General features: G+C 33.2%; 20 protein-coding genes. 17 read left to right on the top strand and 3 right to left on the bottom strand.

Going from position 1 to position 20366, the window contains the following annotated elements; genetic code table 11:
- Positions 1-110: 110 nt before the first annotated feature.
- Positions 111-2054, bottom strand: a complete 1944-nt coding sequence (locus tag ACVWY7_RS24675) for a GTP-binding protein (protein ID WP_456524021.1) — start codon at positions 2052-2054, stop codon at positions 111-113.
- Positions 2055-2318: 264 nt separating this feature from the next.
- Here ACVWY7_RS24675 and ACVWY7_RS24670 point away from each other — a divergent pair, with 264 nt between their 5' ends.
- The 13 genes from ACVWY7_RS24670 to ACVWY7_RS24610 all read left to right on the top strand — a co-directional run bounded on the left by ACVWY7_RS24670 (position 2319) and on the right by ACVWY7_RS24610 (position 12564).
- Positions 2319-2747 carry a MarR family winged helix-turn-helix transcriptional regulator gene (locus tag ACVWY7_RS24670; RefSeq protein WP_000204165.1) on the top strand — a complete coding sequence of 143 codons (429 nt, stop codon included), beginning with the start codon at positions 2319-2321 and terminating at the stop codon, positions 2745-2747.
- A gap of 18 nt (positions 2748-2765) precedes the next feature.
- Entirely contained in the window at positions 2766-3404 is a 639-nt protein-coding gene (locus tag ACVWY7_RS24665; RefSeq protein WP_000185411.1) for a nitroreductase family protein, read from the top strand.
- 38 nt (positions 3405-3442) lie between these two features.
- The gene (locus ACVWY7_RS24660) at positions 3443-3736 is read left to right on the top strand and encodes a putative quinol monooxygenase (protein ID WP_431174690.1); all 294 of its coding nucleotides are present in this window, start codon (positions 3443-3445) and stop codon (positions 3734-3736) included.
- A gap of 271 nt (positions 3737-4007) precedes the next feature.
- Positions 4008-4535, top strand: coding sequence for an SMI1/KNR4 family protein (locus ACVWY7_RS24655; protein WP_170924626.1), 528 nt, complete (start codon positions 4008-4010; stop codon positions 4533-4535).
- A 175-nt stretch (positions 4536-4710) separates the two neighbouring features.
- Positions 4711-5097 carry a hypothetical protein gene (locus ACVWY7_RS24650; RefSeq protein ID WP_429670170.1) on the top strand — a complete coding sequence of 129 codons (387 nt, stop codon included), beginning with the start codon at positions 4711-4713 and terminating at the stop codon, positions 5095-5097.
- A 359-nt stretch (positions 5098-5456) separates the two neighbouring features.
- Entirely contained in the window at positions 5457-6065 is a 609-nt protein-coding gene (locus tag ACVWY7_RS24645; RefSeq protein WP_429670169.1) for an immunity protein Imm33 domain-containing protein, read from the top strand.
- 209 nt (positions 6066-6274) lie between these two features.
- The gene (locus tag ACVWY7_RS24640) at positions 6275-7207 is read left to right on the top strand and encodes an AAA family ATPase (RefSeq protein WP_001094246.1); all 933 of its coding nucleotides are present in this window, start codon (positions 6275-6277) and stop codon (positions 7205-7207) included.
- Positions 7204-8313, top strand: a complete 1110-nt coding sequence (locus tag ACVWY7_RS24635; protein WP_431174689.1) for a DUF58 domain-containing protein — start codon at positions 7204-7206, stop codon at positions 8311-8313. Before ACVWY7_RS24640 ends, ACVWY7_RS24635 begins: the two co-directional genes overlap by 4 nt.
- Positions 8314-8328: 15 nt before the next feature.
- Complete coding sequence (locus ACVWY7_RS24630) at positions 8329-9060, top strand: hypothetical protein (RefSeq protein ID WP_046947287.1); 732 nt, start codon at positions 8329-8331, stop codon at positions 9058-9060.
- A gap of 195 nt (positions 9061-9255) precedes the next feature.
- Positions 9256-9762 carry a DUF3902 family protein gene (locus ACVWY7_RS24625; RefSeq protein WP_000843847.1) on the top strand — a complete coding sequence of 169 codons (507 nt, stop codon included), beginning with the start codon at positions 9256-9258 and terminating at the stop codon, positions 9760-9762.
- 258 nt (positions 9763-10020) lie between these two features.
- Complete coding sequence (locus ACVWY7_RS24620; protein ID WP_429656882.1) at positions 10021-11187, top strand: serine hydrolase domain-containing protein; 1167 nt, start codon at positions 10021-10023, stop codon at positions 11185-11187.
- Between the two features lie 599 nt (positions 11188-11786).
- Positions 11787-11933 carry a hypothetical protein gene (locus tag ACVWY7_RS24615; protein ID WP_017561334.1) on the top strand — a complete coding sequence of 49 codons (147 nt, stop codon included), beginning with the start codon at positions 11787-11789 and terminating at the stop codon, positions 11931-11933.
- A complete protein-coding gene (locus ACVWY7_RS24610) occupies positions 11926-12564 on the top strand; it encodes a LysE family translocator (RefSeq protein WP_426941508.1) in 639 nt (212 codons plus the stop codon). Before ACVWY7_RS24615 ends, ACVWY7_RS24610 begins: the two co-directional genes overlap by 8 nt.
- Positions 12565-12851: 287 nt before the next feature.
- Here the strand turns inward: ACVWY7_RS24610 and ACVWY7_RS24605 are convergent, their stop codons facing one another.
- A complete protein-coding gene (locus tag ACVWY7_RS24605) occupies positions 12852-13427 on the bottom strand; it encodes a sugar O-acetyltransferase (protein ID WP_000367265.1) in 576 nt (191 codons plus the stop codon).
- 125 nt (positions 13428-13552) lie between these two features.
- Between ACVWY7_RS24605 and ACVWY7_RS24600 the strand changes: the two genes are divergently transcribed.
- From ACVWY7_RS24600 to ACVWY7_RS24590, 3 genes are all read left to right on the top strand, one after another.
- A complete protein-coding gene (locus ACVWY7_RS24600; protein WP_000406015.1) occupies positions 13553-14431 on the top strand; it encodes a LysR family transcriptional regulator in 879 nt (292 codons plus the stop codon).
- 293 nt (positions 14432-14724) lie between these two features.
- Positions 14725-16479 carry an adenine deaminase C-terminal domain-containing protein gene (locus ACVWY7_RS24595; RefSeq protein ID WP_000436111.1) on the top strand — a complete coding sequence of 585 codons (1755 nt, stop codon included), beginning with the start codon at positions 14725-14727 and terminating at the stop codon, positions 16477-16479.
- 113 nt (positions 16480-16592) lie between these two features.
- Positions 16593-17120 (top strand): hypothetical protein, encoded by a 528-nt coding sequence (locus ACVWY7_RS24590; protein WP_431174688.1) that lies wholly within the window; start codon positions 16593-16595, stop codon positions 17118-17120.
- Positions 17121-17243: 123 nt separating this feature from the next.
- On the opposite strand, the gene ACVWY7_RS24585 is transcribed toward ACVWY7_RS24590, so the two are convergent.
- Positions 17244-18623: a catalase gene (locus tag ACVWY7_RS24585; RefSeq protein ID WP_456524020.1), complete on the bottom strand. Its 1380-nt coding sequence runs from the start codon at positions 18621-18623 to the stop codon at positions 17244-17246.
- A 271-nt stretch (positions 18624-18894) separates the two neighbouring features.
- On the opposite strand from ACVWY7_RS24585, the gene ACVWY7_RS24580 reads away from it, so the two are divergent.
- Complete coding sequence (locus tag ACVWY7_RS24580) at positions 18895-20112, top strand: aspartate aminotransferase family protein (protein WP_456524019.1); 1218 nt, start codon at positions 18895-18897, stop codon at positions 20110-20112.
- The last annotated feature ends 254 nt before the right edge of the window (positions 20113-20366 follow it).

The following is a 20366-nucleotide window of genomic DNA, read 5'->3' as shown; positions in this document are numbered from 1 at the left end:
GCCATAAAAAATCCCCTCCAGATAAAACAGTACTGAGTCCATCATACCAGATGGACTCTTTTTTTACTGTCTACCTAAAGGGGATAATACCAAATTGCACCTCTTTTACTTTAATAAGCCTTCAAAACATGAAGCAAATAATCTTTCCGATTCAGCGGATTATAATCAACACGTTTTCGAGTAGGCAAGGGAGCCATAAGTTTTGTGAACCCAGCTGGCTTCGTTGTAAATACACCTTCTCCTTCTGTAAAGGAATGAAGCATGCGTTTGAAACTCTCCGTTTTCGCAACAGGTAATGATCCTGTTAACTGGTAAGAATCATTATTGAATATAGGCTCTGCAAAAGTCGCTGGAATAGCAGCTAGTTTATACATTGCGGTACTAATTACCTGCTCAGGTACAGTTAATTCAAACTCATTTACTGGTTCATATACATACGTTTCAGCTTGCTTTAAAGCATCCATTAAAACGAGCGGCGTTAAGTTTCTAAAATTACTCGCCGTTGTAACAGGACTAGCATAACCTGTATGTGTTAACGTGACAGAAATGTCCGTAACTTCCCATCCGTATAAACCTTGTTTTAACGTTTGAAATACAGTATCTTCAATTGCTTTATGAAATGCTAAAGGTAGTGAGCCAAGTTCGACGCCTAATTTATATGTTATGCCAGAATTAAGTTCACCACGTTCAACTTTGAATCCGACTGTTGCGTAAAATGGATTCGCTTTTTCACCCATTACTTCAACAGAACTTCCAATGCCAATTGGCTTCTCAATACATACAACTCGCGTATTTGAAAAAGTAACCTGCAAATTATATTTCTCAAAAAGTGTCGTTTCAATTACTTCTTTTTGTACTTCACCGAACAGGCGAATGTATAGTTCGTTATGAACATCGTCTTTCCACACTTGAATGAGTGGATCTTCTTCACATAGTTCCATAAGTGCAGCGTATAAATCATGAATTCGTTCTTTAGGTACTGCATCAATGGCTGCTTCCATTTGTGGTTCGGCAAAGTGAATATCTTTTATATAATCGGTCCGTTTACCGATAATATCACCAATTTTAATATTATTCAGTCCCCACACTTTACAAAAGTCACCGCTAGGAACGGTAGAAGTTTGAACAGCATTTCCGTTATGGAATATGCACATTTTTTTAATCTTTTCCTTATGTGGTAGAGACCCATCGCGCTGTATATGAACATATTTTCTAACGTGTAAGGTACCAGAAAAAACTCTTACATATGCAATCTTTTCCCCAGAAGGTTCACGTTCAATTTTAAAAACAATACCGGACAATTCTTCATCTTGAGACGGATTATTAGCTGGAAGTAAGGCTGGAATATCTTCAAGTAGTTCAGTTACTCCTATACCCGTCAGTGCTGAACCGAAGAAGATTGGATACAGATTTGCTTGTTGTATTTGTTTTTCTAGTTCTTCTCTTAATAATGTGTCCGTTACGATTTCGTTATTTACATATGACTCAAGTAATGATTCATTATAAGGTGCTAATCGTTCTATACAATCGTCATATGATTTATATTCAATAATACGAGCTTCCTTTGTTCCTTCATTTTGGACAGAATAGAAGGGGAATGTTTCATTTGAAAGAATCGTTTTTATTTGCTTTCCAACTTTTTCAGTATTTGCACCACTACGATCAATTTTATTAACAAATAAAATAGTCGGTATGTTGAGTTTCTGTAATGTCCGCATTAAAATCTTCGTTTGTGCTTGCACACCCTCAACGGCAGAAATAACTAAAATCGCACCGTCCAAAACGCGGAATGCTCGCTCCACTTCAGCGATAAAATCAGCGTGTCCAGGTGTATCAATGACATTTACTTTTACATCATCAATAAAGAAAGAAACGACAGATGCTTTAATCGTAATGCCGCGTTGTCTTTCTAATTCCATTGAGTCAGTTTGCGTACTTCCGCTATCAACTCGGCCAACTTCTTTAATCACATTCGTTTCATAAAGAATACGCTCAGTCAAACTCGTCTTGCCAGCGTCTACGTGCGCGACAATCCCTATATTTATTGTTGTCATATATCAATATCCTCATTTCATTTTCCATTTTCATATCCTCATTTCTATTTGTGTATTGCCGCATTATAATCACTCTCCAGTCAATTAGATTATTACTATTATAATGTGATTTACATTTTTTGTAACGCTACAAAGCGCCTTAATTTGGAAAAAATAAAATAAAAACAAAATGCTTGCATTCTAAATCGATATAGATTATATTAATTGACATATCAACTATTGATACATCAAATGTTTTTATTTTGATTGTAAAGGAGGGGTAATGTGACAAGTTCATGCTCAAAAGAAGCGATTATTTTATATAAATTACACTTTCTAAATAAAGAAGTAAGTTCGAAATTTGAAGGGTGTACGGGTATGAGCCAGTCTCGATTAGAGCTTATACTTCAGTTATTTGAAGTAGGTGAAATTAGTCAAAAAGCACTTCAGCAAGAAGTGAATATTGATAATGCTGCGATAACAAGGCATTTAAAACAGCTAGAAGCAAACGGAATGATTGTAAGACGTAAAAATCCAGACGATAACAGAATTACGTTAGTTTCTCTTACTGAAGAGGGACGAAATAAAATTCAGGCGTTTCAAGAGGAAAAAGAACGTTTTGCAGCATCGGCATTTAAAGGATTAAGTGAAGAAGAACGCGACAATCTTTTAAATATGTTAATTCATATTCAAGAAAACATAAAAGAACTTTAAAAAAGGGAGAATACAACTATGACTAACTCAGTAAAAACAAATAATTTTAACGAAATTTTAACAGGACGTCGTTCAATTCGTAAATACGACTCATCAGTAAAAATTAGCAAAGAAGAAATGACAGAAATTCTTACAGAAGCAACACTTGCACCATCTTCAGTAAACATGCAGCCATGGAGATTCGTAGTGATTGAAAGTGACGAAGCGAAAGCAACACTTGCGCCACTTGCGAAATTTAATCAATCTCAAGTAGAAACTTCTTCAGCAATGATCGCTTTATTTGGTGATTTAAACAACTTTGATAACGCAGAAGAAATTTACGGTACAGCAGTAGAGCGTGGTTTCATGCCAGCTGAAGTTAAAGAAGATCAAATGAAAAAACTTTCAGCTTACTTCTCAATGGTTACACCAGAAGTAATGAAAGATACTGTACTTATTGACGGTGGTCTTGTAGCAATGCAATTTATGCTAGCAGCTCGTGCTCACGGTTACGATACTTGTCCAATTGGTGGTTTTGAAAAAGACCAAATCGCTGAAGCGTTCGGATTAGATAAAGAACGTTACGTACCAGTTATGTTAATTTCAGTCGGAAAAGCTGCTGACAGTGGTTACCAATCAGTACGTCTTCCAATTGAAAAAGTTGCAGAGTGGAAGTAATTTTAAAGAAATAAGTGAAATATGAGAGGGGAAACACCATGATTATTATTCACGCAATATTTCAAGTAGATCCAGTGAAACAACAATCATTTTTAGAAGAAATTCATCCGCTAATTCATAGTTCAAGAGAAGAAAGTGGAAATGTGTCTTATGATTTATATAAAGATACAGAAAAAGAAAATGTGTATACGATGGTAGAAGTATGGAAAGATGAAGAGGCAGTTGCGAGTCATAATACGAGTGAACACTTCACATCTTTCGTTAGCAAAGCAAAACAGTATTTAACTGCTCCACTTGATATAAAAGCTTATAATGGAGAGTTAGTAAAATAATGAGGTAGAAAAAGATGACTTTAGCGTGTTGCTGGGGTCATCTTTTTTGTATGAGTGGAATCTATTCTCGACATAGCTATGTTGGAACAATGGTGTTTTTTTATCTTTGGAAATAGAAATTAATGATAAAATAAATAATTAGGACAAAGAAATTTGTTTTGTGTTTAATACAAATTAGATGGAAAACTGAATCTGCATAGTTGGTTAATTCTTGATGGACAGGCTAATAGATAAATCTACTGCACTTAAATTTATAGAGGAGGACTAAATGGTGATTAACTGGAAAGAGAGGATAACAACTTTAGTTTTAGTGAAGCAAGAGTTAATGAAGCAAGATGTCGAGCAAATATGGCAACATCACTTTCCTGAAGTAGGAGCAAGTGAAGAGTATGTACATGCTTTTGAACAAGAATGGGGGTATAAACTTGATTTAAAATATCGAGATTTTTTAAAACATGCTAATGGTTGGAAAGGCTTTTATCAAACTGTGGACTTATTTGGTATAGAACAACTGAAGAAATCAACTATAATGGAGTACGCTCAAATGTTATTAACCGTTATTGATGACGATGTGTTAAAAGAAAGTGGCGTTGTAAGGCAAGAGTTATTACCAATAGCGGTAACTGAATTTGATAAGGACTTATTTGTTTTATGTTTACCAAATTCATCTAGACCAGGTGAGATCATTTGGTTTGCTGGAGAAGAAATAGATAGGTTTAAGAATTTTGACGAGTATTTCTTGGCAATGGTTGATTACAATAGAGAAGAAATATTGGCTTTAAAAAATTATATACAGTAGTAGAATGGAGAAGTTAGCATGAAAATCTGAAATACATACTGCTGTTTTAAGGAATGTAGAGCAGCCTAAATCACTGAGTAATGTGGGGTGCAACAAATGCATCATTAACATGAAGATATATGAGATTACGAGCTAATAAAGAGTTTATTAAAGTTCCAATTCAGAGGTGAAATCTGTGAAAATTAAAATTATAAAAAATGAAGGAATATATAATGACCAGAATGTAGTAAGTTTTTCTTCTGCATTTGGTTGTGGAAAAGCTAGTTGGAATGGAGAAACTCCAATAGAAGGTCGAGAATATTATGTCGAGCTAGAAATACGAGATACAGTAGCGTGGGGAAAAGATGTTAATAAGTCTGACAAAAAGCAATACTGTATTAAAAATAATAGAAATTCCACAATTATAGTATGTAAAGTGGAAACATTTTTTGAGCATGGATGTTGTAATTTTAAAATTGGCCAAAGTATATTTACTCTTGATATTGAGGGAGTACCATATCCGAAAGGAACATTTGTTGAGATAAGTTCTCAGAATCTCATTTTGTATGATATAAATTTGTAAGCATGAGAAATAGGCGAAATACATATATATTACGCTTTATTGAAGCCTTAATTGTTGTAAAAGAATGTTTTTTTATTTGATAAAATTGAGGTGACACACGGAATTGCTGGTCAAATCGTTAGACCTAAACAAAGAATTGGTATTGGAATATTTTAAAAATATAAAAATTTGTTCTGCGCTAAAAAAATTGTATTATCACAAAGGTTAATAGATGCAAAAGAAACATCGGGAGAAGAGTTTTAATAGTAGGAATTTTATTGGTATTAATAGCGAAAGTTATCCTGCCACTAGGTCTATTTAAGGTGAGTGGAGGAATAGAGATTGAGTGAAGAAATTCAATAGAAGCGGGGAACGTTTATTTGAAAACAATGATTAAAAATATAGGTAATAAAAATGTAAAAGCAAAAGTAGAAGAACCTTTACGTTTTCATGTAGAAACCTTATTTAATTTGTTAACTAAGGTAGAAGATAAATTAGTAGATGGATTTTCAATTCAAGTTGGATGGTCTATTTTTAGTTTATGTAAATATGAAGATTGTTATCAAATTATTACCCCAGATTATACTAAAAACCCTTTTAAGGATATGTCAGAAGATTTAACGATTACTTTATGGGTACAATTAGAGCAAGCGCATTGCTTACGTCGATTAAATATTGAGGGGGAATTAATTAAATTTAAGGATAAGATTGTGATAGCTAAAAATGTGTTGCAACAAGACGAGGTTTATTTACAAAGATCTAGTGGTTATGGTGAAGGTTCTTCTGGTTGGTATATAGGGCCTATCAATGAGGAAGAAGAATCAGGTGAATTGGAAACCATATACGCCTACGAATTATTAAAAATGAAACCTGCACTTATTCAAGTACTAGCCTTACCGTATGATTATTTAGTAGTTTTTGAGAAGGATAAAATTAAAGCGATTTTAAATGAATGTGATGTTGATATTTGGAGTGAAATAGAAAGATAGTAAATGTATGTAAGGTGTCAAATGCCCAATATGAAAATTACGTGAGTTAAGCACTTCATTGTCAACGGACGATAATAGGTGCTTTTTTACGTGTAGTGAAGAAAAAATATAAGTTTCCTTTTTGCTCTATTTCATCTTTGAATTATATGCTATAATTTGGAAAAAATAATTCTTAATTTTCAGAATAAATAAAAGTGGGAGGGAAATATATGAACACATTAAAGAAAATCACTAATAATATTTCGAAAGTTATTATAGGAAAAGATGAATCAATTGAACTGGCAGCTATAGCTCTTATAGCAAAAGGGCATATTTTATTAGAAGATGTACCTGGGACGGGAAAAACAACATTAGCGAAAAGTTTGGCTAAAAGCGTGGACGCTAAATTTCAAAGAATTCAATTTACAGCGGATACTTTGCCTGGAGATGTTATTGGTCTTGAATATTTTAATGTGAAGGAATCGGATTTTAAAACGAGGTTAGGGCCTATTTTTGCAAATATAGTATTAGTGGATGAAATTAATCGTGCAGTACCGAGAACACAATCTTCTTTACTGGAAGTTATGGAAGAGCGTACTGTTACGATTGCGAAACAGACACATTCATTACCAGAACCTTTTTTAGTTATTGCGACGCAAAATCCCCTCGAATCTGCTGGTACATTTCCTTTACCGGATGCTCAATTAGACCGATTTTTACTTACGATTCGACAAGGTTATCCTACGAGAGAAGCTGAAAAGGAAATGATGAATCGGTTTCAAATGAATGATCCGTTAGAAACGTTACATTCTATTATTTCAAGTGAAGAAATTATTATGATGCAAAAACGTGCAAGAGAAGTGTTAGTAGGAAATGATGTGCAAGATTATCTTCTTGAAATTATTGAGGCAACGCGTAAGCATGAGCTAATTGAAATTGGTGTAAGTCCGCGGGGGACGTTGGCATTTATGAGAGCGATTCAAGCAAGGGCTATATTAAATGAAAGAGATTACTGTACGCCAGATGATATTAAGACGCTTGCTGCATCCGTTTGTGCTCATCGTTTAACGTTAACGATTGAAGGGGAGATGAAAACGACGAAAGAACAAATCATGAGAGAAATTCTTCATACGATTAATGTACCAGTGGAGAATATACGATGAATCAACAGCTTGTGTATACACCATTAGCGGAGCCTTTCGTAATGGGAGTTATGTCAGTTGTAGCTGTTATTTTATGCGTATTTTCAAGCAATCTACTGTTTTTATCTCTCGTATTTTTGTATGTAATTTTAATAGGTGCTATGCATGTATACATACGTAAAGTATCTCGTGTTGAATGGGAATATAGCCAAGGGAATTCAAACGTTTTTATAGGTGAAACGAATATGTGCAAAATGAAAATTTCAAATAAGTCGATATTTCCTATTTTCAATATCGTATTTCGATTTAAATGTGAAAACAAGCTAACTTGGAATCATGATGAAATAAACAAAAATACGAATACAGGTTCAAATTATTATATGAATTTACATTTAAAAGGAGGAGAGTCAGCTTCATTTCATTTACAAGCTGTAGCGTTAAAAAGAGGAATTGCGAAATGGGAAGAAGTTGAAATTGTTATTACGGATCCTTTTGGATTTATAACGAATCATATAACATATAAACAAGTCGATACGCCGTCCTATTTAGTTTTACCAGCTGTTCCAAAAATGCAAGTCCCTGAATTACAAGAATGGTCACGAGGATTTCGAAAAGCGATGTCTTCACCCTTATATGATGAAACGAAAGTAATGGGAGTGAAGTCTTATGAAAATGAAGATTTTCGTTCCATCCACTGGAGTGCAACAGCGAAAACAGGGACGATAACTGCGAAAAAGTATGAGCGAACGCAATCAGATAAATACGCGATTTATCTCAACTTGCAAAATAAAAGTGGCATTTCATTGCGAAATGATATAGAAGAATTAATTGAATTAACAGCAGGCATATGTAAACAACTTCTTATGCAAAACTGTTCATTTGAATTATGGATTAATAGTGTAAAGGATAACGGTTTGCTACATGTAAAGAATGGTGATAATCGGAAACATTTGCAAAATGTATTAAAAATACTTGCCTCAATATCGGATCAAGATACGCCTGTATCTTCTTCTTATTTTTACACAGCAGGCTTTCGTCGTAAGGAACTGGATGCGGTTCCTTTAATTCTTGGTACTTCACCAAAGAAATATAGTAGAACAAATAAATGGATTGTAATGAAAGAATAAGAAGGGGCTTATGTCATGGTGAATAAAGCGCGGCATATGAAAGTGAAGTTGTGGAGTGTAAGAGCTTTAATCATATTTTTCTTTGCGATTAGTGCAATAACGTTATCACGAGGTGTTGTGCATGTGCAAAGCATAGTAAAAGAACGTTTTTTTACTGAAAAGAAATCTGAAAAAGTTTATAAGGAAACTATAAACTATGGTGATACTGAAGATTACGGAACACCTATAGAAGAGAAAAAAGTAGGAGATAATGGTGAGAGAACGACAACGGGTAAGAAATTTAAAGGTTTTGAAAAGGAAAGTTCATGGGGACACGTATTTTCTGTGCTTTCAAATTCATGGATTAGTATAGTTTTTTATGTAATGATTGCAGGGGGAATTATATATTTTCTTTATAAATCCGTTAGGAAAAAGTTAACAAAATCCGAAATTGAACAGGATAAACAACCGATAACAAATGAAGAAACGGACAGAAGCGAAAAGAACAAGAAAGTGAAGCATCAGTTAAAACAGCCATTACCGACAGATACGATAAGAAAAACGCTAGTTGAATGGGAAAGAACATTACCATTTCATGAACAGAGAAGATCCTATGAAACGATGCAACAGTGGTTAAAAAGAATTAGTAGAACGAGAAATATTACTTCGCTATATGAGTCTGTTCGTTATGGTGAAAAGACGTATACGGAGTTAGATGTGGAAAAAATAATGAAGTGGATAGAGGGAGATGGGAAGGTGGATATGTAAAATATCCACCTTTACTTTTTTGTAGAGAAATTTGATTATCATGAATCATTTTCATATATAAAACTGCCTCCAACTAAGAAAACGAAATTAACTGTAAATTAACTTTATTTACTTATACTTCATTGCATGTTAACCTATACTTAATTTTTATAAATTATAATTAATTTTTAAGTTTTTTAAGGGTGTGAAAATGTAATGAAATCGGTATTAAAAAGCATACTTATTTCCTTTGTTTTTTCTGCAGTAAGTATGTGTTGGTTGCTGTTCTTATTATTCAAAGGGGACGGAGACTGGTTATTGTCTTGGGTAGGCGTATTCATGGCATATTTATCTTTATATACTTTAATAGATTTATATTGTAAACATACATACGATAAAAAAATAAGTAAATGGCTTATAAAAACAGCGGTGACTAGCTTTAGTTTTGCGGTATTAGGAATCTCATTTTGCATCATACACGAGCTATTAACACCATGGAGTCTCAGTTTAATGGTGTGGTATTGGTTGGTAATGTTAGTGTTATTTTTAACGACCATAATCTCATTAGTCAGTCTCGTATTTGTGAATCGTAAAAATCATAATTTCACCGGTGGATATAGAATACTTATACTTCTAAATGTACTGCTTACGTTAGGACCAGTATTATGGCCACTATTACTTTCTATTATTGGAAATGGAATGAATGCTAGTGCAGGCTGGTAAAAATGAATTTAGATTAGTTGTGTAAAGAATAGGATGAAAAGTTGATATAGAATTTTAAATGTTTATGAGAACATGTTTACATAAAAAATGAAAACATGTTCTCTTTTTATTTGCATGCATAACTCTTCCCCAGTTTACTTTATTTAAATTTAAACGTAAGTATTTCGTAAGGAATGGATAAGAAAAAAGACAGTTTTATCATATAGGATGAAAGTATAGCTTGAATCAATACGATATGAATAGGGGAGAGAGATCCTTATGAAAAAACGTAATTCAATGAAGTTAGCGAGTTTGACAGTTTTATTAGCGGGTACTACTCTATTTACACCTGGTTTCACTGTGAAAGCAGAGTCTACTCAAAGTATTTCGAATTCGTCAAAAGTACATGATCAAAAGAATCGGAATGGATGGAAACAAGTAATGCAGGAAACAATCAAAATTGGAGCACCAGGGGTATTAGCTAAGACATCTAATAAAGGAAAAATTAGTAGTTATACTGCTGGCGTAGCAGATTTAAGTACAAAGAAACCGGTGAAATCGGATTATCGCTTTCGGATTGGTAGTGTGACGAAAACTTTTACCGCCACGACTGTTCTTCAATTAGTAGGAGAAAATCGCGTACAACTGGACGATTCAATTGAAAAGTGGCTACCGGGTCTCATTCAAGGAAATGGGTATGATGGTAATCAAATTACGATACGTCAACTTTTGAATCATACAAGTGGTATCGCTGAATACTTAAAGTCAAAAGATGCTGACATAATGAATTCGAAAAAAACGTATACAGCAGAAGAAATAGTGAAAATAGGACTTGCGCTGCCTTCGGATTTTTCGCCAGGTAAAGGCTGGTCGTATTCAAACACAGGATATGTAATATTGGGAATGCTAATTGAAAAAATAACTGGTAATAGTTATGCGGAAGAAATCGAAAAGCGAATTATTGAACCTTTGGACTTGCCAAATACGTTTTTACCAGGTAATTCACCTGTCATCCCAGGAAAGAATCATGCTCGTGGATATGTGAAAATGGAAGAAACAGGCGAGTTGAAAGACATTACGTATTATAATCCGAGTTTAGCTAATGCAGCTGGAGACATGATTTCTAATGCGGATGATTTAAACAAGTTCTTTTCATCTTTACTCGGTGGTAAGTTACTGAAGGAACGCGAGCTAAAAGAAATGCTTACTACAGTTCCTGTAGAAGGAAAAGCGGTGGGTGATGGATATGGTCTTGGAATCTATGAGACTAAACTTCCGAATGGTGTCTCAGTTTGGGGTCACGGAGGAGGAATTCCCGGATTTACAACTTTTGCTGGTGGAGTAATTGGTGGTAAACATACATTGGCTGTCAGTATTAACTCTTTAGATGAGGTCGATATTGTTTCGCAGTTTAATAAAATGATGCAAATTGAATTTAATAAATAACAGATAAAAAGAGTTCTACTATAGAGGTATATAAGGACTTGTATGTGATTTAATTGTTATTAAAATATAGTCTTAAAAAATCCCGAATCATGAGCAATTTACTTCCCATGATTCGGGGTTTTTATGTGCTGTTACAAGAAAAGTAATGATGTATTTAAATTTTTTCATTTTACTATAAATCTATTATATTTATTTGATATTTCTTATTTGTAGTGATTTTTATATTTTTAAATGTAATTGATTCTAGATTTTGGAGTTAATAATAAGTAAATTCTGATTTTTGTTGAAAAATATTTAAATGTATTTCCGTAATTTACATAATAAGGTACTTTTATCGTATGAATTAATAATAAATAGAATTAAGTATACAAAAATAGATAATTATGATTTGCATCCAAATGATTGACTATTATGAAATTAATGACTAATATAGGTTTTGTATTTTAATTCCATTTATAATACAAATATGTATTTTATTTCAAATTTAATTGTGTCGTAAACTATAATTGAATATATTGTGAAAAAGAATAGGGAGCGGGAACAGCAATAGAAAAGGCTATCTTTTCAAATTGTGTAATGAAATCAAAGGGAGGATAAATATGTATAAACAAGTAGTAGAACTGTTAGAAGAAGCGGCTATATCGTATAAACAATATACACATGAGCCAATATTAGATTATGAAACAGATAGAAAAATTAGAGAAAGGTTTAAATGTCCTATTACGGGGTTGAAGAAAAATGATTAGCATGATATTCAGTTATATATTATTAGGGATTTCATTGTCTGCACCAGTCGGTCCGATTAATGTTGCTCAAATAAATAAAGGAATAAAAAATGGTTTTTTGAGTGCATGGTTAGTAGGAGTCGGGGCGATGTCAGCAGATGTTGTAATGATGTTTTTAATTTACTTTGGTATTTCGACTTATTTAACAACTCCAGTTGCCCAGCTCTGCATTTGGATTTTTGGTTTTGTAACGATGATTTATTTGGGCTATGAAAGCATGAAAGAAGCTACTAAACAAGTTCAATATATTTCATCAGGTGAAAAAGAACATCCTTTAAAATCTTTTCTATCGGGGTTTGCTATCGCAATTTCTAATCCATTAAATATTATTTTTTGGATAGGGATATATGGATCAGTTCTAACTAGTGCTATGAATACTATTGGAAAAGAACAAGCTTTATGGTATAGTGCAGCCATTTTTGCTGGGATTATGCTTTGGGATATATTTATGGCTACATCTATTCATTTTGGTAGAAGATTTATTAATCATTCAGTAATGAAATGGATTTCTATAGTAGCAGGAATTGTTTTAATTATGTTTGGAATATATTTTGGCTATGAGACAGTAAAAGGGATTGATAGACTATTATGAAATGATTGATAATTAGAGTGGGTAGTTATTTTTTAGAACTTTATTCATAGCGAACCTTTTGGTTTTTGAATTTGTTAATCGATGAGTATAGGCTAATTCCTTATAGTAAAAGACTTATAGAATCATTCTATAAGTCTTTTTATTGCGGTATAGAAAAATATATAGATATATTCTCTTCTCACAAAGAGAAATAAAATTCGTAACAAGAACGATAAAATAAATATATAAGTAGTAAAGCAAATTTTAATCAAAGTAGCTTGTTTGCATTTGAAAAATCTAGAATGTTTTTAATTGCTATGAATTACTTTCACAACTTTTGCGGGTACTCCTGCAACGACAGTGTTTGCAGGTACATCTTTTGTAACAACTGCACCTGCAGCAACAACTGAATTGTTCCCAATGGTCACACCAGGGAGTATGGTTGCACTAGATCCAATCCATACATTTTCACCAATTGTAACAGGGAAGGCGTATGTCGTGTTTCTAGTTTCTAAAGTTAGCCCGTGATTAAGTGTAGCAATTGTAACATTCATACCGATCATACAATTATCTCTTATATGAATTCCGCCTCTATCTTGAAAAGAACATCCGGTGTTAAAAAATACGTTTTTTCCAATCGTAATATTTTTACCGAAGTCTGTATGAAACGGCGGAAAACACATAAAAGATGAATCAATGCTGTTACCTGTTAATTCACTAAATATCGTTACAATTTCTTCTTTAGAATGATAGGATGTATTTAATTGCATTGTTATCTGCTGAGCTTCATAGCTACATTGAACTAGTAGATCATGTAATTCTTTATTCTCGCCTGAAATAGGATTGCCTTCCTTACAAAAATTTATAAAATCTTTCATATCCATTGTTAAACTCCCCCTCTAAAACGCTAATCTTTTCAATGCAATCATAAAATGATACGATTCCAATATCAAATACCTATATTAAATGGATTCATATGCTTATTAGCTATATGTAAAAGGAGGGTATCGTGGAAATTCGAGTGTTACGCTATTTTATTGCTGTAGCAAATGAAGAGAGTATTTCAGCAGCTGCAAAACAATTACATCTGTCACAGCCTACATTATCAAGGCAACTGAAAGATTTAGAAACGGGATTAGGAACAGATTTATTTATAAGAGGAAATAGAAAAATCTCATTAACAGAAGAGGGAAAATACTTATTTAAAAAGGCAAAGGAAATTGTTGATTTAGCAGATAAAACGGAAGCAAACTTAAAAGATTCAAAAGAAATGATAAGTGGGGAAGTTTACATTGGTGCTGGTGAAACGAAAGCGATGCATCTTATCGCTAAAACATTGAAAGAATTACTTAAAGATTATCCAAGCATTCGGTTTCATTTATATAGCGGAAATGCTGATGACATTAAGAGTAAATTAAATAGTGGATTATTAGATTTTGGTGTCGTTATAGAGCCAACAGATAAACAAAAATATGAGTTTGTACAATTGCCAGCTAAAGATAATTGGGGTGTATTAATGTGTAAAGATAGTCCTTTAGCGGATAAACAAGTTATTAGCCCAGTGGATTTAATAGATAAACCATTATTCATTTCACGACAATCTACTGTTAGTAATGAGTTAACAGGATGGTTTGGGCAAAGTATAGATAATTTAAACATCGTCGCAACCTATAATTTACTTTATAATGCAGCACTTATGGTTGAAGAAGGTATTGGATATGCATTATGTATAGATAAAATAATTAACACGTCAGGAAATAGTAAACTTTGCTTTAAACCATTACAGCCTAAATTAGAAGCGAACTTAAATATTATTTGGAAAAAGAATCAAGTGTTTTCAAATGCAGCTCATGCATTTATCAATCAGCTCCGAAATAGTATGAACTAATCATAATTTGGAATGCAAAGTAAAAAACGTGCCATCTTATTAAGGTGACACGTTTTTTACCTTATGAAATAGTCGTTATTCTTTCGAAGGTTTAAGTAAAAACAACTGCACAGAAATGTTTACGTTCAAAAGGAGAAGTAGTGAACAATAAAAATGATTTAAGTTCTGAAAATTGTTATTTTTGTAATTATTAAATATAATAGGGGTACGTATTGAGTGGGTCTTGAATGGAAAATAGTTTATTTGATTAATTATTTTTTATCTTAACTAATATAGCATTGGAGTTGAATACAGTGGAACAAAAGTATTTCAGATGGAGTAACGAGCAATTACGAGAACATGTTGAAATAATAGACGGTACAAGAAGTCCTCATAAATTATTAAAGAACGCAACATACTTAAATTCCTATATACGTGAATGGATGGAAGCAAATATTTGGATCTATGATGACAGAATTATATATGTAGGAGAAAAACTACCAGAGCAATTACATGAATGTGAAGTCATTGATTGTGATGGAAAGTATGTCGTTCCTAGTTACATAGAGCCACATGCACATCCGTATCAATTATATAATCCAGAGACATTAGCGAATCATGCGATGCAATTTGGGACAACAACTTTTATTAATGATAATTTAACTTTATTTTTCACATTAAAGCGTGAAGAATCATTTCATTTATTAGATGAATTTACAAAGATTCCAGCTAGTATGTATTGGTGGTGTCGTTTTGATGGACAAACTGAATTGCAAAACGGGGAATCTTTATTTAATAGTGAAGAAATTATGGAGTGGCTACAGCATGAAACAGTTCTGCAAGGCGGCGAGTTAACAGCATGGCCAAAATTATTACATGGCGATGATGAAATGTTAAATTGGGTGCAGGAAACAAAGCGATTACAGAAAAAAGTGGAAGGACATTTCCCAGGAGCATCTGAAGCAACGTTAACGAAATTAAAACTGTTAGGTACGGATTGCGATCATGAAGCGATGACAGGGCAAGAAGCGTTAGCTCGTCTTATGCAAGGTTACACCGTTTCTCTTAGGAATTCTTCCATACGCCCAGATTTAGAAGTTTTATTGAAGGAATTGTTGGAATTAGGTGTTAAGCAGTTTGATAGATTCATTTTTACAACAGACGGTTCACATCCGTCCTTTTATGAAAATGGAATGACGAATAGGTTGATAGAAATAGCGATTGAGCAAGGTATTTCAGTAATTGATGCGTACCAAATGGCAAGTTATAATATTGCTCGTTATTATAATATGGAGCATGTACATGGTTCAATTGCGACAGGGAGAATTGCTAATATCAATATTTTAGAAAGTAAAGAAAACCCAGTACCAACGAGCGTAATTGCAAAGGGACAATGGATAAAGCGTGACGATGTAAATACACATGAATTATTACATATAGACTGGAGTAAATGTAAAGTAACTCCATTATCATTAGATTGGTCGATAGAAAAAGAGGATATGCTTTTTTCTAATAAAACGGGTATCCACTTATTAAATAACGTTATAACAAAACCATATACTAGTGAAATTAACATAGACTGTGATGAATTGTCCATAGATCATGATGAATGTTTTCTTATGATGATTGCTCGTGATGGTACTTGGCGAGTGAATACAGTTGTAAAAGGTTTTGCGAAAGAACTAGGAGGCCTTGCTAGCTCTTATTCTGGTACGGGTGACATCATTCTTATTGGAAAGAGTAAAGGAGATATGCTTACAGCTTTTTATAGAGTAAAAGAGCTTGGCGGGGGAATGGTCATAGCTGAAAAGAATGAAGTAATACATGAAATAGCATTACCATTGCTCGGGATTATGTCTAATTTAAAAATGAGTGAATTAATAGAAGAAGAGAAACAGATGGTGAAATTGCTACAAGAGCGTGGCTACGCGTATGATGATCCCGCATTTACAATTTTATTCTTTTCTGCGACGCACTTGCCGTTTATACGGGTAACGCCTATAGGGCTATATGACGTAAAAAGTGGAAGGGTAGTTGTTTCGCCGGTGAATTTGATAAATCAATATTAGACGGAAAGATCCTATAAAAGATGTATTTTATAGGATCTTTCTCATTTCTAGTATAAGAATATTGTAAGCCTCAAATGATATAGTCTATAAATCATTTGAGGAGATATGTAAATATGAAAAAAATATTGTACATTTTAAGTGTATTTGTTTTATGCGTATCGATACAACATGTTGTACATTCCCAATCAGATGCACCAAGGTTATCTTCGGATTGTCTTGAAGAAAGGAAAATTCGAGATGAAAAGTATGTGAAGAATATAATACAGGACATTAAATCCACATTTAATTTAAATATTGATGAACATAGTTTTTTTGAAGTAAGTAAAAGAGATCTGAAGGCTGCCCATTTGATGTATGGTGGAAAGGAAAACGATTCTTATTATAATTCGCTAACTAAAATTTATGATAGTGGTGGATTTAGCGAGCAGCCTAGCTTATTTGTGAGGGCGCAAGAAGCATTTTTACTTTATAAAGAAAAAGATGATATCAATGTAATGAAACGTCTAAAACTAGACGTTGAAAAAGGGGAATGGCTCGTTATAAAAACGAAAAAGAAGAAAGGGAAAAAAGTGAAATTCAAACCGTTACAATGTGAAAAAGATTATTTGAAAAAGAGAAATGAGTACCATAATCTAAAATGAAATAAAGGAAATTTTGAAGGAGAAAAATTTCGTTAATCATTGTAAATAAAGCGATAGAAAACCCTAGTAATTTCGCCATGAAAAACGTCATTTTAAAGATTAAAAATGACGTTTTTTATATTCTCAAAGCTGTTGCATCGCACTTTCAATCCTCTTCACCAAATCAGCTGACACTTTATGAAAATACCCTAGAACGACCTTTCTAATATCATCGGATATAACTTTCAAGTCACTAGCTAAGTTTTCAGCAAGATGTTCTTTTTCTATCGGTTTTAACGTCGCATAAAATTCGCTAGCCTGCGTAAAGTCATCTTGTTTCGATATAGAAGTTCTCTCAATTTTACCTTCAACGTACCTTCCGTCACCGCTCGTTATTTGATTAGCAGGTCTCCAATCTTGCTGTTGGTTAATTGCTAATTTACGAAATTCAGGACCGATTCTTCTTCTTTGAGAATCACTATAAATGTTTGCACGTCCTTGCAACATTTTATCATCTGATAATTCTGCGCCGTCTAGTAAATTAGAAGGGGAGAAAGCGACTTTTTCTACTTGGTCCATATAATTTTCAGGGTTTTTATTTAATACCATTTTGCCGACTGGTATAAGAGGATACGCTTTTTCATCCCATGCTTTTGTATCATCTAAAGGATCGTAAGAAAGATGTGCTTCATCTTTCGGGTCCATCAGCTGGACGTATAAACCATATTCCACTGGTTTACCATTTGCAATTGCATCATATAAATCTTTCCCGCTATAATCTGGGTTTTCAGCAGCCAGTTTATTTGCTTCCTCGCTAGTAATGAATTGTACACCTTCAAATGGGTACCAATGATACTTTACATACTTTCGATTGCCTTCTGCATTTCTCCAAACATATGTATTTACACTATGTCCTGGAATGCGGCGAAAGCTTTTGGCCGTACCATTATCAGAGTATAAACGGACAACGAAATGTATGGATTCAGGTGCTCTAGCGACAAAACTCCAAAATCTATTAGGGTCTATTAAGTTGTTTATAGGTGAAGGTAACAACGCTTGAATCGTTTCTGGGAAACGCATCGGATCGCGAACAGAAAAGACAGGAATGTGATTACATAAAAGATCGAAAATGCCTTCTTTTGTATAAAATTTTGTAGAAAAACCACGTACATTTCTAGCAGTGTCAGGTGTTCCTTTCGTACTAACAGCTAATGAAAATCGAACCATAACAGGAACTTTCTCATTAGAATGTTGTAGAAAACTTAGTTTAGTATGTTCGGACATTGGATAGATCGTTTGAAAATAACCGAACGCACCGAATCCTTTTACATGAACAGGTCTTTCTAAAATTTTTTCGTGAATAAATTCTTGTAACGCCTCGTGAAGCACACTATCTTGCTCTAGAACAGGTCCACGTGAACCAACTGTTTGAGAGTGAAGGATTGCTTGTTCATTACGTTCGCCATCTTCATTAAAGTCTTTCCCTAGTAAAGATTGCCTCTGTTTATCATAGTTTTCACCCATCAATATAGCCTCCAAATCTTTTTTGTTCATTGTTACTAAATATGATTTTATAGCCTTGATTATGTATAACACGCAAAGCTCAAAATAGTAACAGACCGCTAGATGAAAAAAACACATATGTAGTGGACCTGTTGAAATAGAAGAAATTATGGAAAAATGAATATCGGGAAGAACATTACTATTAAAATTTTAATCTTAAAAATGAATTTATACATGACTTTATAGAGAATGAACATAAATAAACAGGGAAAATAACTAGGAGGAATGTAACATGTCGGATTGGTTTCAATTAGATAAAGAATATATGATGTCTACATATTGTCGTACAGAGGTTGCAATGGAAAGAGGGGAAGGGTGTAAACTGTATGATGTAGATGGTAAAGAGTATTTAGATTTATTTTCTGGGGTAGGAGTAAATGTATTAGGATATAATCATCCTAAAATTGTACAAACCACAATGGATCAAGTTACGAAATCGTTGCATCTACCGTTTCATTTTTTAAATCCAGTTGCGATTGAGTATGCAAAGAAATTAGTTGAGTGCTCTTTAAAAAGCGGAAAGGTCTTTTTCACAAACTCAGGTACGGAAGCGACAGAAACGACATTAAAATTAATTGATAAATATAGAGCTATTACACATGAAGAACGTGAAGGAATTGTAGTGCTGAAGAATAGTTTCCACGGGCGTACGTTAGGAGCACTTCATTTTACGAGACAAGAAAGTGTATATCAAAATTTTCCTAAAACATCGATCCCAGTATATGAAGTTGAGCGTGAGAATATAGAGCAATTAGAAGAAACAATTATAAATGAAAATCCCATAGCGATTCTGTTAGAACCTGTATTAGGAAGTGGAGGTATTTATCCTTTATCGCGTGAATATTTACATGGTGTTCAAAACTTATGTGATAAATATAATGTCATTCTTATCGTTGATGAAGTGCAAAGTGGTATGGGGAGAACAGGAAAACTTTTTGCTTATCAAAATTTCAATATTACACCACATATTATTCAAATTGGTAAAGGAGCAGGAGGCGGGATACCGCTAGGTGGAATTATTGTAGGTGAAAAGTTATGTGATGTATTTGCGCCAGGAGATCACGGGACAACATTTGCTCATTCATCAATGGGAACAGCTTTAGGTTTAACTGTATTAAATACATTACTTGATGATGGGTTAATGCAAGAAGCGTATGAAATGTCACTTTATTTAAATGATAAATTGCAAGACATTCAGAAAGAAAATTCTTATTATCTTCAGGAAGTGCGTCATGCTGGTATGATGTTTGGAATTAGTTTGAATGATACAAATGAAAATGTGAAGAAATTACAGGTAGAGCTAATGGAGAAAGGGATTTTAGTTGACGTAACACAAGGGAATATCATCCGTTTACTTCCTCCATATATAATTACAAAAGAAGAAATTGATACATTTATTACTCAATTTATTTTTTGTATGGATAAAGTTGCTGCTGTAGTAAGTGCTTAAAAGTTAAAAGTTATATTTTATATAAAGTGCACTCTAATTGTTAGAAATAGTTTTACAATTAGGGTGCATTTTTTATAGTAGAATTTTGTGAAATACAGTCGTTATTAAATGATAATGAAAAAATAGAAAGAATTTTATTAGATTTGATACATTATATATTGATATTTAGTTGGTGAGGAAAAGAGAAAGTAAATGTGTAAAGATAGTAGATAAAACGAGTAGTATTAACAACTAATGATAGAACGTTTTGAAAA

Source organism: Bacillus sp. TE9106W (assembly GCF_054062215.1).
Note: the sequence above shows the minus strand (reverse complement) of the source record. Positions and strands in the feature narration are given on the sequence as shown.

Coding starts and splice junctions, on each gene's coding strand:
- ACVWY7_RS24640 (WP_001094246.1), top strand. CDS start 6,275: ATGAACACATTAAAGAAAATCACTAATAATATTTCGAAAGTTATTATA.
- ACVWY7_RS24625 (WP_000843847.1), top strand. CDS start 9,256: ATGAAATCGGTATTAAAAAGCATACTTATTTCCTTTGTTTTTTCTGCA.
- ACVWY7_RS24635 (WP_431174689.1), top strand. CDS start 7,204: ATGAATCAACAGCTTGTGTATACACCATTAGCGGAGCCTTTCGTAATG.
- ACVWY7_RS24590 (WP_431174688.1), top strand. CDS start 16,593: ATGAAAAAAATATTGTACATTTTAAGTGTATTTGTTTTATGCGTATCG.
- ACVWY7_RS24615 (WP_017561334.1), top strand. CDS start 11,787: ATGTATAAACAAGTAGTAGAACTGTTAGAAGAAGCGGCTATATCGTAT.
- ACVWY7_RS24580 (WP_456524019.1), top strand. CDS start 18,895: ATGTCGGATTGGTTTCAATTAGATAAAGAATATATGATGTCTACATAT.
- ACVWY7_RS24630 (WP_046947287.1), top strand. CDS start 8,329: ATGGTGAATAAAGCGCGGCATATGAAAGTGAAGTTGTGGAGTGTAAGA.
- ACVWY7_RS24665 (WP_000185411.1), top strand. CDS start 2,766: ATGACTAACTCAGTAAAAACAAATAATTTTAACGAAATTTTAACAGGA.
- ACVWY7_RS24620 (WP_429656882.1), top strand. CDS start 10,021: ATGAAAAAACGTAATTCAATGAAGTTAGCGAGTTTGACAGTTTTATTA.
- ACVWY7_RS24605 (WP_000367265.1), bottom strand. CDS start 13,427: ATGGATATGAAAGATTTTATAAATTTTTGTAAGGAAGGCAATCCTATT.
- ACVWY7_RS24675 (WP_456524021.1), bottom strand. CDS start 2,054: ATGACAACAATAAATATAGGGATTGTCGCGCACGTAGACGCTGGCAAG.
- ACVWY7_RS24610 (WP_426941508.1), top strand. CDS start 11,926: ATGATTAGCATGATATTCAGTTATATATTATTAGGGATTTCATTGTCT.
- ACVWY7_RS24660 (WP_431174690.1), top strand. CDS start 3,443: ATGATTATTATTCACGCAATATTTCAAGTAGATCCAGTGAAACAACAA.
- ACVWY7_RS24585 (WP_456524020.1), bottom strand. CDS start 18,623: ATGGGTGAAAACTATGATAAACAGAGGCAATCTTTACTAGGGAAAGAC.